At 62.1% G+C, this 13,679-nt stretch carries 13 protein-coding genes; 10 read left to right on the top strand and 3 right to left on the bottom strand.

From position 1 onward, the window contains the following. The 9 genes from TR61_RS18145 to TR61_RS18105 form a co-directional block, all read left to right on the top strand. Positions 1-818 (top strand): lysophospholipid acyltransferase family protein (locus tag TR61_RS18145; RefSeq protein ID WP_050931945.1); only part of this gene is annotated, 818 nt, incomplete at its 5' end. A 6-nt stretch (positions 819-824) separates the two neighbouring features. Then, the gene (locus tag TR61_RS18140) at positions 825-1,634 is read left to right on the top strand and encodes a glutamate racemase (protein WP_050931944.1); all 810 of its coding nucleotides are present in this window, start codon (positions 825-827) and stop codon (positions 1,632-1,634) included. 67 nt (positions 1,635-1,701) lie between these two features. After that, positions 1,702-2,730 (top strand): N-acetyl-gamma-glutamyl-phosphate reductase, encoded by a 1,029-nt coding sequence (gene argC, locus TR61_RS18135; protein WP_050931943.1) that lies wholly within the window; start codon positions 1,702-1,704, stop codon positions 2,728-2,730. Between the two features lie 18 nt (positions 2,731-2,748). Beyond that, positions 2,749-3,216 (top strand): cytochrome c maturation protein CcmE, encoded by a 468-nt coding sequence (gene ccmE, locus TR61_RS18130; protein WP_050931942.1) that lies wholly within the window; start codon positions 2,749-2,751, stop codon positions 3,214-3,216. Positions 3,217-3,350: 134 nt separating this feature from the next. Beyond that, positions 3,351-3,962 carry a holin-associated N-acetylmuramidase gene (locus TR61_RS18125; RefSeq protein WP_050931941.1) on the top strand — a complete coding sequence of 204 codons (612 nt, stop codon included), beginning with the start codon at positions 3,351-3,353 and terminating at the stop codon, positions 3,960-3,962. After that, a complete protein-coding gene (locus tag TR61_RS18120) occupies positions 3,953-4,525 on the top strand; it encodes a holin family protein (RefSeq protein WP_050931940.1) in 573 nt (190 codons plus the stop codon). The genes TR61_RS18125 and TR61_RS18120 overlap by 10 nt, the downstream gene beginning before the upstream one ends. A 75-nt stretch (positions 4,526-4,600) precedes the next feature. Then, positions 4,601-6,562 carry a heme lyase CcmF/NrfE family subunit gene (locus tag TR61_RS18115; RefSeq protein ID WP_050931939.1) on the top strand — a complete coding sequence of 654 codons (1,962 nt, stop codon included), beginning with the start codon at positions 4,601-4,603 and terminating at the stop codon, positions 6,560-6,562. Then, positions 6,559-7,023 (top strand): cytochrome c-type biogenesis protein, encoded by a 465-nt coding sequence (locus tag TR61_RS18110; protein WP_050931938.1) that lies wholly within the window; start codon positions 6,559-6,561, stop codon positions 7,021-7,023. The genes TR61_RS18115 and TR61_RS18110 overlap by 4 nt, the downstream gene beginning before the upstream one ends. Positions 7,024-7,097: 74 nt before the next feature. After that, positions 7,098-7,874, top strand: a complete 777-nt coding sequence (locus TR61_RS18105; RefSeq protein WP_050931937.1) for an enoyl-CoA hydratase-related protein — start codon at positions 7,098-7,100, stop codon at positions 7,872-7,874. Between the two features lie 76 nt (positions 7,875-7,950). Here the strand turns inward: TR61_RS18105 and gltA are convergent, their stop codons facing one another. Continuing rightward, positions 7,951-9,246: a citrate synthase gene (gene gltA, locus TR61_RS18100; RefSeq protein WP_050931936.1), complete on the bottom strand. Its 1,296-nt coding sequence runs from the start codon at positions 9,244-9,246 to the stop codon at positions 7,951-7,953. Between the two features lie 108 nt (positions 9,247-9,354). Further along, positions 9,355-10,767, bottom strand: coding sequence for a glutamate--tRNA ligase (gltX, locus tag TR61_RS18095; RefSeq protein WP_050931935.1), 1,413 nt, complete (start codon positions 10,765-10,767; stop codon positions 9,355-9,357). Between the two features lie 78 nt (positions 10,768-10,845). On the opposite strand from gltX, the gene TR61_RS18090 reads away from it, so the two are divergent. Then, positions 10,846-12,900: a ComEC/Rec2 family competence protein gene (locus TR61_RS18090; protein WP_050931934.1), complete on the top strand. Its 2,055-nt coding sequence runs from the start codon at positions 10,846-10,848 to the stop codon at positions 12,898-12,900. Between the two features lie 6 nt (positions 12,901-12,906). Here TR61_RS18090 and lexA read toward each other — a convergent pair whose 3' ends face one another. Next, positions 12,907-13,602: a transcriptional repressor LexA gene (lexA, locus tag TR61_RS18085; RefSeq protein ID WP_050931933.1), complete on the bottom strand. Its 696-nt coding sequence runs from the start codon at positions 13,600-13,602 to the stop codon at positions 12,907-12,909. Between the last annotated feature and the right edge of the window lie 77 nt (positions 13,603-13,679).

The raw sequence follows: 13,679 nt of genomic DNA, 5'->3' as shown, positions 1-13,679 counted from the left end.
GCGGCCGCGCCGTCATCCGGCTTATGGAAAACACGACCGGCCGATTACGCCTGATCCGCCGCGCAAATGGCTATGAGGCCGAGGTCGCCGCAGGCCGCGATTTCTGGGCGGTGATGGTGGAACGCTATGGTCTGACACTGGACGTGGTTGGCGGATCGCTTGGCAATATTCCCAAGGATGGCCCGCTGATCCTGATCGCGAACCACCCTTACGGCATTCTGGATGGTCTGATGATGGGCCATATCCTGAGCGAGACACGCGGCGATTTTCGCATCCTTGCCAACAGCGTGTTCCGCAAGGCCGAAGAGCTGAACCGGATCATCCTGCCGATCTCTTTCGATGACACGAAAGAGGCCTTGAAACTCAATCTCGACACCCGAAGAACCGCTCTGGATTACCTTGCAAGTAATGGCGCCATAGGGATTTTTCCCGGCGGTACCGTGTCGACGGCAGCCAGGCCATTTGCCCAGCCGATGGATCCGGGCTGGCGCGGGTTTACGGCCCGGATGATCGCCAAAAGCAACGCGACCGTCGTGCCGGTTTACTTCGACGGCCACACCTCCCGCCTCTTCCAAATCGCGAGCCATTTGCACCAGACATTGCGCGTCGGCCTCTTGATCAAGGAGTTCAAGAAACGCGTCGATACGCCCGTGCGCGTCGTGATCGGAGAGCCCATCGACCGTGACGTTCTGAGCCCGCTGGCCAAAGACACCAAATCCCTGATGGATTTCCTGCGCAAAGCCACGTATGAGCTGTCGCCAAAGCCGCTGGCCAATTACGACTACGGCTATGAGTTCGAGGAACGGCATCGCGCCTGATTAAAGATGGCAGTTGGTATTTTCGATTCCGGTCTGGGCGGCCTGACCGTCCTGAACGCAGCGCAAAAGCGCCTGCCTGACGTCGATTTCCTGTATTTCGGCGACAGTGCCCATGCGCCTTACGGCGTGCGGGATGCCGATGATGTGTTTGATCTGACCACAGCCGCCGTGAATGACCTTTGGGGCAGGGGGTGCAACCTTGTCGTGCTGGCCTGCAACACGGCCTCGGCCGCCGCGCTCCGGCGCATGCAGGAGGCGGGCGTACCGCAAGGCAAACGGGTGCTGGGCGTCTTCGTGCCGCTGATCGAGGCGCTGACCGAGCGGCAATGGGGTGACAACTCCCCTCCGCGTGAGGTTGAAGTGAAGCATGTGGCGCTTTTCGCCACGCCCGCAACCGTGGCCAGCCGTGCGTTCCAGCGGGAATTGGCCTTTCGCGCCATTGGTGTAGACGTGGAAGCTCAAGCATGTGGCGGGGTCGTGGATGCGATCGAGGAAGGCGACATGATCCTCGCCGAAGCGCTGGTGCGGTCCCATGTGGACGCGCTGAAACGTAAAATGCCGCATCCGCAGGCTGCCGTGCTGGGCTGTACCCATTACCCGCTGATGGCCGAGGTGTTTCAGGACGCGTTGGGGGCGGATGTAAAGGTCTTCTCGCAAGCCGATCTGGTGGCTGAAAGCCTGGCCGATTATCTGGACCGGCGGCCCGAAATGCTGGGTGGCGGGGAGCCGGGTTTCCTGACCACGGGCGATCCGCGCAAGGTGTCGGACCGGGCGACGCAGTTCCTCCGACGAAAGATCACGTTCGAGGCGGCCTGACGCCTTTCACCTTGCTCTTTTTTCCGCGCCGGAGCAGTCTTAGGCAGCTTCTCAACGGACCATTCACATGACCTACAATGTCGCAATTCTTGGCGCTTCGGGCTATACCGGGGCGGAATTGATCCGGCTGATCGCCGATCATCCCGGCATCCAGATCGCAGCCCTTGCCGCTGACCGGAAGGCCGGCATGCAGATGGCCGAGGTGTTCCCGCATCTGCGCCACATGGACCTGCCAACCCTATGCAAAATCGACGAAATCGACTTCTCCAAGATCGATCTGTGCTTTTGCGCCCTGCCGCATAAGACCAGCCAGGAAGTGATCCGCGATCTTCCGCACAACCTGAAAATCGTGGACCTGTCCGCTGATTTCCGGCTGCGCGATCCGGCGGAATACCAGAAATGGTATGGCAACGCCCATGCCGCGGTCGACATGCAGGGCGAGGCCGTCTATGGCCTGACAGAATTTTACCGCGAGGATATCGCGGGCGCCCGTCTGGTGGCCGGCACGGGCTGTAATGCCGCCACTGGCCAATTCGCGCTGCGGCCACTGATTTCAGCCGGGGTCATCGATCTGGATGAGATCATTCTGGACCTGAAATGCGGCGTTTCGGGTGCCGGTCGGTCGCTGAAGGAAAACCTGCTACATGCCGAACTGTCCGAAGGCTACAACGCCTATGCCGTTGGTGGCACCCACCGGCATCTGGGGGAGTTCGATCAAGAGTTTTCCAAACTTGCCGGGCGGCCCGTGCAGATCCAGTTCACGCCGCATCTGGTCCCGACGAACCGGGGCATACTTGCCACCGCCTATGTGAAGGGCGAGGCCGACGCGATCCACGCGGCCTTTACCAAGGCTTATGCGGATGAGCCCTTCCTGCAGGTGCTGCCGATGGGCGAGACCCCCTCGACCCACCATGTGCGTGGATCGAATTTCTGTCACATCGGTGTGGTGGCTGACCGGATCGCAGGGCGCACGATTGTTGTGGCCGCGCTGGATAACCTGACAAAAGGTAGCAGTGGACAAGCGTTGCAAAATGCTAATCTGATGTTAGGTGAGCCAGAGACGCGCGGGTTGATGATGGCACCTCTCTTCCCGTGACGGTCAGCGGAGGATTCGATGAAAAGCCTTAAGAAACAACGCCGTATCCAGGTGATTGCCGTGGCCGCAGTTGCGCTTGTGTTGTCAACGGCGCTGATCGGATATGCGATGCGTGACGGTATCAACTTCTTCCGTGCGCCCAGCCAGATCATCGCCGAACCGCCTGCGCCGAACGAAGTGTTCCGCATCGGTGGGCTTGTCGAAGAGGGCTCCATTGTGCGTGGGGAGGGCAAGACCATCCGCTTTTCGGTGACCGATGGCGGCGCGTCGATCCCGGTGACTTATACCGGTGTTCTGCCTGACCTGTTTTCGGAAAACGAAGGCATGGTGGGCACGGGAAGTTACGTCAATGGCGTCTTCGAAGCCACTGAAATCCTGGCCAAACATGACGAAACCTATATGCCGGCCGAGGTCGTGGATGCGCTGAAGGAACAGGGTGTCTATAAAGACCCTAACGGCAGCTATGGGGCGGCGGGCGAAGGCTGAATGGCCCTGCCGGGCCATGCCTCCGGCGGCCTGTATTTGTAAAGAGAAGAAGAATAGGGTAGCGCACGCTGATGTAGCGAGGCGTTAACCTTAACCGTTCAGGACTGTCCCCCGTGATCAAGCGAGGGGCCGGAATGCAGAGCTTACGCGACATAGCCGAAGAAATTGTGGCCCGCGAGGGCGGTTTCGTGAACGATCCCGACGACCCCGGTGGGGCCACGAAATACGGCGTGACCATTCACACCATGCGGCGCCTGGGCCTGGATCTGACGGGCGACGGCCGGGTGGATGTGGCCGATGTGCGGGAGTTGAGCCGGGAACAAGCGGTGGAGATCTTTCTGGATCACTACTTCCACAAGCCGCGGATTGATCTTCTGCCCGAGACGCTGCAGCCCTCGGTTTTTGACATGTATGTCAATGCAGGGGCAAATGCCGTGCGCATATTGCAGCGGCTGTTGGCGCAAATGGGGTTTGACGTGGCGGTGGACGGGCTGATCGGACCGCAAACCGCCATGGCGGCGGAGGAGGCCGCGCATCCCGATCCCATGATGCTGCGCGATGCCTATGGGGTGGCGCGGCGCAATTATTACTTTCGCCTTGCCGACCACCGCCCTGCCAGCCGCAAATACGCGCGCACACGCGCTGGCGGCAAAGGCGGCTGGATCAGGCGAGCCGAGGAATTTCTGAGCCCTGCCTTTCATCTGAGCGTGCAGCAATTTGCAGAAAGGGTGGCGTCATGGGACTGATCGGGAAACTTCTTTCGCTGCTGTTCGGGGATGGGCGTAACGCAATTGTCGAGACGGCGGAGGTTTTTCGCGAGAATGCCGAGGCCGGTGCCGACCGGGCCTTGCAGGCGCAGGAGCGCGCTTTGGCGCAGATGGCCGCGGAATTCGCAAGAACGCAGAAGGGCGGGTTTGACCGGCTGATGGACGGGATCAACCGCATTCCGCGCCCTGCGCTGGCCCTGGGAACGCTGGGTCTTTTCCTGGCGGCGATGATCGATCCGATCTGGTTTGCCGCGCGCATGCAGGGGATCGCACTGGTGCCCGAGCCGCTTTGGTGGCTTCTGGGTGTGATCGTGTCCTTCTATTTCGGGGCGCGCCATCAGTTGAAATCACAGGATTTTCAGCGGGATCTGGCGGCGACCATGGCGCGCGCACCGCAGGTCATGTCCAACATCGCAGCCTTGCGTCACATGAAAGATCCGACCCCGGCCGATACCGGCGGGGATGCCGCGCTGACCTTGGCCGCCAGCACCTCTGACGCAAATCCCGCGCTTGAGGCATGGAGGCAGGCGCGCCGCAGCTAGCCCACCCGCGACAATGTGATCTGTCGTGCCGGATTCCCATTGGCGAGCTTTCGGGGCGCGACTATAATCTGCCCCATGGTGACAGAGCTTGGACATTTCGCGCTGATCCTCGCCTTTATGGTGGCGATTGTGCAGACCATTGTGCCGCTGATCGGGGCGCAGAAACGCTGGACCGGATGGATGGCCGTGGCGGAGCCCGCTGCCAATATCCAGTTCCTGCTGACGGCATTTGCCTTTGCGGCGCTGACCTATGCCTTTGTTACGTCTGACTTTTCGCTGAGGCTGGTGACACTGAACAGCCATTCGGCCAAGCCGATGCTGTACAAGATCACCGGCACCTGGGGGAACCACGAAGGCTCTATGCTGCTTTGGGTGCTGATCGTGACGCTGTTTGGCGCTATGGCGGCTTGGTTCGGAGGCAATCTGCCGCCCACGTTGAAGGCACGTGTTCTGGCGGTGCAGGCAGCCATCGGCGTGGCATTTTTTGCCTTTATCATTTTCACGTCGAACCCGTTTCTGCGCCTCGCGGTACCGCCCATGGACGGGCAGGATCTGAATCCGCTGCTGCAGGATCCCGGTTTGGCCTTCCACCCGCCGTTTCTGTATTTGGGTTACGTGGGCCTGTCGATGGCGTTTTCCTTTGCCGTCGCCGCCCTGATCGAAGGCCGCGTGGATGCCGCCTGGGGCCGCTGGGTGCGGCCCTGGACATTGGCTGCGTGGATTTTCCTGACCATCGGTATTGGGCTGGGGTCGTGGTGGGCCTATTACGAGCTGGGCTGGGGCGGTTTCTGGTTCTGGGATCCGGTTGAAAACGCCTCTTTCATGCCCTGGCTTCTGGCCGCGGCGCTGCTGCATTCGGCCATTGTGGTTGAAAAGCGCGAGGCGCTGAAAAGCTGGACGATCCTGCTGGCCATCCTTGCCTTCGGCTTTTCGCTGGTGGGCACGTTCATTGTGCGTTCGGGTCTTCTGACCTCGGTTCATGCGTTCGCGAATGACCCGGAGCGGGGCGTGTTCATCCTGATGATCATGGTCTTTTTCACCGGCGGTGCACTGACGCTTTACGCCATGCGCGCAAAGGCGATGGAGGCGAAGGGCGTCTTCGGCACCATCAGCCGTGAAAGCGCGCTTCTGGCCAATAACATCCTTCTGGCGGTCAGCTGTTTCGTGGTGTTTGTCGGCACCATGTGGCCCGTCATTGCCGAGATGTTCTTTGACCGCAAGCTAACCGTTGGTCCGCCGTTCTTCGACATGGCGTTTACCCCCTTCATGGTGGTGCTGGGTCTGATCCTGCCCGTCGGTGCGATGATCCCCTGGAAACGCGGGGTGCTGAGCCGGGCCTGGAAGCCTCTGCGTATGGCTTTCGTGCTGTCGCTGGCCATTGCCGCGCTGGTCTGGGCGATGCAGACCGAACGCAGCGCATTGGGGCCGCTGGGGGCCTTCATGGGGGCCTGGATCGCGATGGGGGCGCTGGTCGATCTGTGGTCGCGGACGGGACAGTCGCGCGATATCAGCCGTCTGGCGCGGCTTCCGCGTGCCGATTGGGGCAAAGCGACAGCGCATTTCGGGCTTGGTGTGACCTTTTTCGCCATTTGCGGGCTCGTGGCCTGGAAACAGGACGATATTCGTGTGGCCCAGATCGGAGAGCCGTTTGACGTCGCAGGGTTCACCATCACGCTGGACGATGTTCAGGACGTGCGCGGTCCCAACTATTTCTCGACCATGGGCTTTATTACGCTTGAAAAAAACGGGCGCGAGATCGCTCAGCTACGGCCTGAGAAACGTGAATATCCCGTGGCCCAGATGCCCACGACCGAAGCCGCGATTGATTACCGGTTTTTCCGCGACGTTTACGTTGTGATTGGCGACAAGCAGACCGATGGCGGCTGGGTGGTGCGCACCTATGTCAAACCCTTCGCCAACTGGATGTGGGCGGGGTGCCTGCTTATGGCACTGGGCGGGTTCCTGTCGCTTAGCGACCGGCGCTTCCGGGTGGCTGCGGGCGCACGCAAGACGCCCCAAGGGGTGCCGGCGGAATGAGCTGGCGTCAGACGCTTCTGGGTCTGGTCGTCGCGCTGATGGTCACGCCGGTCTGGGCTGTGCAGCCCGATGAGGTGCTGGACGATCCTGTGCTGGAAGAACGGGCGCGCGATCTGTCCAAGGGCCTGCGCTGCCTTGTCTGCCGCAATGAAAGCATCGACGAAAGCAATGCCGATCTGGCGCGTGACCTGCGCATCCTGGTGCGTGAGCGGCTGGTTGAAGGCGACAGCGACGAAGAGGTGATTGACTTTGTCGTGGAACGTTACGGCGAATATGTCCTGCTGAAACCACGCTTTGACGGATCGACCTGGCTGCTTTGGGCGGCGGGACCGATCATGCTGCTTCTGGCGGCCGGGATCGGGTTTGCCTATATCCGCGGACGGTCCGAGGCGAAACCGGTGCAGGAAGCGGGTCTCAGCGCGGAAGAGAAGGCGCGTCTGGACAAAATTCTCAAGGAATGACGCCCGGTTCGTCTGGCGCTGCGGTGAAGGATGCCTAAAGTGGCCTCCGACTCGACATCAAGAAAGGCGCCGTCATGACCTATGAGACCATCACGCTGGACACCGCAGATGACATCGCGGTCGTGACCCTGAACCGGCCTGACAAATACAATGCGTTGACAGCCCAGATGCGGGCGGAATTGACCCATGCCGTCAAGGCCGCCGGGCAAAGTGCCCGTGTGGTTGTGCTGACAGGGGCGGGCAAGGCCTTTTGTTCGGGCCAGGATCTGGGTGACCGGGCAAGTGCCGCGAACCTCGATCTGGAGCGGACGCTGCGCGATGAATACACGCCTCTTTTGCGCGCGATCTTCGACTGCCCGGTGCCGACAATTTCCGCCGTGAATGGCCCGGCTGCTGGGGCAGGGGCCAATATCGCGCTGGCTGCCGACGTGGTGATTGCCGCCGAAAGCGCCTATTTCCTCCAGGCTTTCACCCGGATCGGCCTGATCCCGGATGCGGGCGGTACGTATTTCCTTCCGCGCCAGATGGGCACGGCCAAGGCCATGGGCGCTGCCTTGTTCGCCGACAAGATCAGCGCGCGTCAGGCTGATGATTGGGGCATGATCTGGGAAGCTGTGGCGGACGATAGCTTTGAAGACACCTGGAAGGCCCGCGCGGCACATTTGGCGCAAGGCCCCACCGCCGCCTATGCCGCGGCGAAACAGGCCATTCGCGGCAGCTGGGACAAGACGCTGGAAGACCAGCTGTTGGTCGAGGCCAAGCTGCAAGGCGCCTGTGGCAAGTCGCGCGACTTCAAGGAAGGCGTCGTGGCGTTCATGGAAAAACGCGCACCCAAGTTCGAAGGGCGGTGAACGCGGCCTCAGTCGACAAAAGAACAAGCCCCGCCGCATCGCTGCGCCGGGGCTTTTTCATTCGGTTTCGCGCCAATCAGCGCTTTTCGATATCCACGTAATCGCGCGCGGTTTCGCCCAGATACAGCTGGCGCGGGCGGCCGATCTTGTTTTGTGGGTCGGCAATCATCTCTTTCCACTGGCTGACCCAGCCCACGGTGCGCGACAGCGCAAAGATGGGTGTGAACATGGAGGTCGGGAAGCCCATCGCCTCAAGAATAATGCCGGAATAGAAGTCGACATTGGGGAACAGCTTCTTCTCGGCGAAGTATTCGTCCTCAAGGGCGATCTTTTCCAGCTCTTTGGCGACCTGCAGGAGGGGATTGTTTTCGATCCCCAGCAGGTCCAGCACCTCGTCGGCGGATTGCTTCATCACCGTCGCACGAGGGTCAAAGTTCTTGTAGACGCGGTGACCAAAGCCCATCAGGCGGAACGGATCGTTCTTGTCCTTGGCGCGGGCGATGTATTCCGGGATGCGGTCGACGCCGCCGATTTCCTTCAGCATCTCAAGGCAGGCCTGGTTCGCGCCGCCATGGGCCGGGCCCCAAAGGCAGGCGATACCGGCAGCAATACAGGCGAAGGGGTTCGCACCCGAGCTTGAGGCCAGACGCACGGTCGAGGTCGAGGCGTTCTGCTCGTGATCGGCATGCAGGATAAAGATCCGGTCCATCGCGCGGCTCAGGATCGGGTCGACGTGATATTCCTCGGCCGGGACGGCAAAGCACATGTGCAGGAAGTTGGCCGCGTAATCGAGATCGTTGCGCGGATAGACGAAGGGCTGACCCACCGAGTACTTGTAGGCCCAGGCCGCAATCGTCGGCATCTTGGCGATCAGCCGGTGCGAAGCGATCTCGCGCTGGCGTTCGTCATTCACGTCAGTGCTGTCGTGATAGAAAGCCGACATCGCGCCAACAACGCCCACCATGACCGCCATGGGATGCGCGTCGCGGCGGAAACCACGGAAGAAGTTCACCATCTGCTCGTGCAGCATTGTGTGGCGGGTGATGGTGGATTCAAAATCCTCAAGCTGAGCGGCTGACGGCAATTCGCCGTACAGCAGAAGGTAGCACACTTCGAGGTAATGCGATTTGCCGGCAAGCTGGTCGATCGGGTACCCGCGATGCAGAAGCTCGCCCTTGCCGCCATCGATGAAGGTGATGGTGCTGTCGCAGCTCGCGGTGGAGGTGAAGCCGGGATCGTAGGTAAAGACGCCTGCCTCCCCATAAAGCTTGCGGATGTCGATCACATCCGGACCCGCCGTGGGTGAGAAAATCGGCAAATCATAGCTGTTCTCGCCGATGGTCAGTTTGGCAGTTTTCTTGGCCTCAGTCATAGCTGTCCCTTCCTTCGTTCAGGGGCGCAGGCATTCCGGCGCACCCGGGTCCTTCGCGCGCCGGACAAGGGCGCAGACCAATGTTAAGACGACAGTGTGACCCGCGCGTTAAGCGCCCCGGTCTTCTGCCGCATCCGCCAGCCGGGCCAGTGTTTCCTCGCGGCCCAACAGAAGCATCATGTCGAAAACCGAAGGGGTCACGGACCGTCCTGCAAGGGCCGCCCGCAATGGGCCTGCCAGTTTGCCGAACTTGGTCCCCCGCGCCTCTGCGAACGCGTTGAGAGCCGCCTCCAGATCGTTTCGCGACCAGCTAGCACTTTGCAACTGCGGCGTCAATTCTGACAGTATACCACGGGATACCGTATCAAGGGCTTTTGCGGCCTTCTCGTCCGGTGTGATCGGGCGTTGGGTCAGGATAAAATGCGCCTTTTCAATCAGTTCGGGAAAACTGCGCGCCCGATCCTTGAGGCAATACATCGCACGTTCCAAATCGTCTGCCTGCGCCGTTTTCAGCGCCGGCTGGCCAGAGGCCGCAAGATAGGCTTCAAGCTCTTGCCGCAATGCGGCATCGTCGGCGGCTGCGATATGTTGCCCTGACAGGTTTTCCAGTTTTTTCAGGTCAAACCGGGCGGGGCTTTTGCCGATCCCGTCCAGATTGAACCACTCCCGCGCCTGGGCATCGGTGAAGAACTCGTCATCGCCATGGCTCCAGCCCAGCCGCGCAAGGTAGTTGCGCATGCCAGCGGCCGGGTAGCCCATCTTCTGGTATTCCTCTGCCCCCAGCGCGCCGTGGCGTTTCGACAGTTTCTTGCCATCCGGCCCGTGGATCAGCGGGATATGCGCCCAGACGGGAATGTCCCAGCCCATGGCATCATAGATCATCATCTGCCGCGCGGCATTATTCAGGTGGTCATCGCCCCGGATCACATGGGTCACGCCCATGTCATGGTCATCGACGACCACGGCCAGCATGTAGACGGGCGTACCGTCGGACCGCAGCAGAACCATGTCATCCAGTTGATCATTGCGGATCGTCACATCGCCCTGAACCCGGTCGCGGATCACGGTCGCGCCGTCCTGAGGCGCTTTGATGCGGATTACGAAGGGCGCGTCCGGATGGGTGGCCGGATCGGCATCCCGCCAGGGGGAGCGGAACAGGGTCGATTTCCCTCCGGCCCGCGCGGCGTCGCGGAAGGCGGTGATTTCTTCCTGCGTCGAAAAGCACTTATACGCCTTCCCCTCGGCCAGAAGCTGGTGCGCAACCTCTGCATGGCGGTCGGCGCGGGCGAATTGACTGATTGGCTCCCCGTCCCAGTCCAGACCCAGCCAGGAAAGGCCCTGCAGGATCGCTTCGGTCGCCTCGGGCGTCGAACGCGCCCGGTCGGTGTCTTCGATACGCAGCAGGAATTTGCCGCCGCGCCCGCGCGCAAAAAGCCAGTTGAACAGCGCCGTGCGGGCCCCGCCGATATGCAGATATCCGGTGGGCGAGGGGGCAAAGCGGGTGACGACAGGCGCGGACATGAGGCGGTTTACCTTTTGATAACCATGTGGGGATTAGAAGTGGCGCCTGTCTAGCGATCCCGGCAGGTGGGGGCAAGTATGCGCGTTTTGGCATGGCTGGATCTGGGCCTTTTGCGGCAGCGCGGTCACCTGTGTCCCTGGGCGCCTGTGGCCTTTGCATGTGGTATCGGGCTTTACTTTGCGCGTCAGATCGAACCGGGACAGGCGACCTATTGGGGTTTGGGCGCGCTGGCTGTCCTTGCGCTTGTGGCCGCGCGCCTTCTGCCGCCGGGACTGGGCGCTTTGGGCTGGGCCGTGGCGCTGGCGGCCACCGGGTTTCTTGCGGCGGGCTACCGCGCCCACCAGGTTTCCGCGCCGGTGCTGGAGTGGCGCTATTACGGCCCGATCGAAGGGCGGATCATCGGCATCGACCGTTCGGCCTCGGACGCGCTGCGGCTGCGGCTGGATCAGGTGGTTCTTGAACGCTTGTCGCCGGCCAGAACCCCCGGCCAGGTTCGCGTGGCGCTGCATGGCGATCTTCCCGCCTTTGATCTTGTGCCGGGCCAGCGCGTGATGACCACGGGCCACCTGTCACCCCCCGGCGGACCGGTGGAGCCGGGCGGGTTCGATTTTCGCCGTCACGCCTGGTTTCAGGGCCTGGGCGCGGTGGGCTATACCCGCAACCCGGTGCTTCTGGCAGCGCCACCTTCCGAAGGGCTGGCCCTGCTGCGCCTGCGCCGCGCCATCACCGCCCGGATAATCGAGGTGCAGGGCGGCGACATCGGCGGGTTTGGCGCGGCGGTGACAACCGGGGATCGCAGCGGTGTCAGTCAGGAGGCGCTGGAGTGGCTGCGCGCGGCGAACACCGCCCATCTTCTGGCCATTTCGGGCCTGCATATGGGGCTTCTTGTCGGCGTGGTCTTTGCTGTCTTGCGGTACGGATTGGCGCTGGTGCCCTGGATTGCCCTGCGCTGGCCCGTGCGCAAGATTGCGGCTGGCGGCGCGCTGATGGCGGCGGCGGCTTATCTGGCGCTGTCGGGGGCCAGCGTGGCCACAGAACGCGCCTTTATCATGGCGGCGGTGATGCTGGTGGCGGTGATGCTTGACCGGCGCGCGATATCACTAAGGTCCGTGGCGATTGCGGCGCCGATCGTGCTGGCTTTGCGGCCCGAGGCGCTGATGGGCCCGGGTTTCCAGATGTCCTTTGCCGCGACAACGGCGCTGGTGGCGGCCTATGGCTGGATGCGTGAGGCGGATCTGAGCCTGCCCGGACCGGGCTGGATCCGCGCGGTTCTGGGGGTGTTGCTGTCATCCTTCATCGCGGGGTTGGCCACTGCGCCGATTGGGGCCGCGCATTTCAACGCGGTGGCGCATTACGGGCTTCTTGCGAACCTTTTGAGCGTGCCTTTGATGGGCAGTGTCGTGATGCCTTCCGCAGTACTGGCGGCGGCTCTGGCCCCGTTCGGGTTGGAGGCCGTGGGTCTGTGGCTGATGCGTTGGGGTATACAGTGGATCCTGTGGGTCGCGGAATGGGTCGCAGGCCTGAGCGGGGCGCGGCGGTACCTGCCCAGCCCGCCCGGAGCGGTGCTGCCCCTGTTCGCGCTGGGGGCGTTGGGTGTGATCCTGTGGCAGGGACGCGCACGGCTTGCGGGGGTTGCACCCATGGTCTTGGCAGCCGCGCTTTGGGTCGGTGTGGAACGTCCGGCGATCCTTATTGCCGAAGGTGGTGCTTTGGTGGGGGTGATGACGGATCAGGGGCGCGCCCTGTCCAAACCGCGTGGAGCGGGGTTTGTCGCGCGCACATGGTTGGAAAATGACGGCGATCCGGTGGACCAGGGGAATGCCTCCGCCCGCTGGGACGATAAAGCTGGCGGGGTTGCGCGCATGGCTGTTGCGGGCGGAGAGATCATTCATCTGACCGGCAAGGCCGCCGTCGCGAGGTTTGCGGAATGCAGAGCGGGCCAGATCGTCGTGTCGGCCCATGATCTGGCACTTTCAGGGCCATGCGAGGTTTACGACGCCACTCGTCTGCGCGACATGGGCAGTCTGGCAGTGACCGGCAGTTCCGTGCGCTCCGCAGCGGATCTGGGCGGCGACAGGCTTTGGCATGCAAAACGCCGTCCGAAACAGCTTCGGACGGCGCAGCGCGATTAGGCCTGTTCAATAGGTGCGGATCAGACCGACCAGACGGCCCTGCACCTTGACCTTGTCATCGGGCAGCACGCGCGTCTCATAGGCAGGGTTGGCGGCCTCAAGCGCGATGGCATTTCCGCGTCGGAAGAAGCGCTTCAGCGTGGCTTCCTGATCTTCGACCAATGCTACGACGATATCGCCATTATCGGCGGTCGAGGTTTCGCGGATCACGACCACGTCGCCGTCATTGATGCCCGCGTCGATCATCGAGTCGCCCTTGACCTCAAGCGCGTAATGATGGCCCGACCCGCTCAGCATCTGGCCGGGTACGGCCACGTTATGCGACACCTCGCTGATGGCGGCGATGGGCACACCGGCGGCGATCCGGCCCATGACGGGCAATTCGATCGCGTGGATTTCCACGGGTTGCGCGGCCGCGGGCGTGCTGTCGGGGCGGTCGCCGTCGATCACGCGGGGCGTAAAGCCGGTGCTGGGTTCGCCGCCCAGGCTTTCGGGCAGTTTCACGATCTCGATCGCGCGGGCGCGGTGGGCCAGGCGGCGGATGAAGCCGCGTTCTTCCAGCGCGGTGATCAGACGATGGATGCCGGATTTTGAGCGCAGGTCCAGCGCCAGTTTCATTTCATCAAAGCTGGGCGGCACCCCGTCGCGCTGCACGCGTTTGTGGATGAATTCCAGCAGATCCAATTGCTTTTTCGTTAACATGCTCGGTCACCCCATTTGGCACAGGTTTCCGTTTGTTCTATTCATGTTCTCGTTTTGTGTCAACTTTTCTGTTGGAT

Origin of the sequence: Aestuariivita boseongensis (assembly GCF_001262635.1) — a bacterium.
GTDB classification, from domain to species: Bacteria; Pseudomonadota; Alphaproteobacteria; order Rhodobacterales; family Rhodobacteraceae; genus Aestuariivita; species Aestuariivita boseongensis.
The sequence above is the reverse complement of the archived record's forward strand: the minus strand, read 5'-3'. Positions and strand labels throughout refer to the sequence as shown.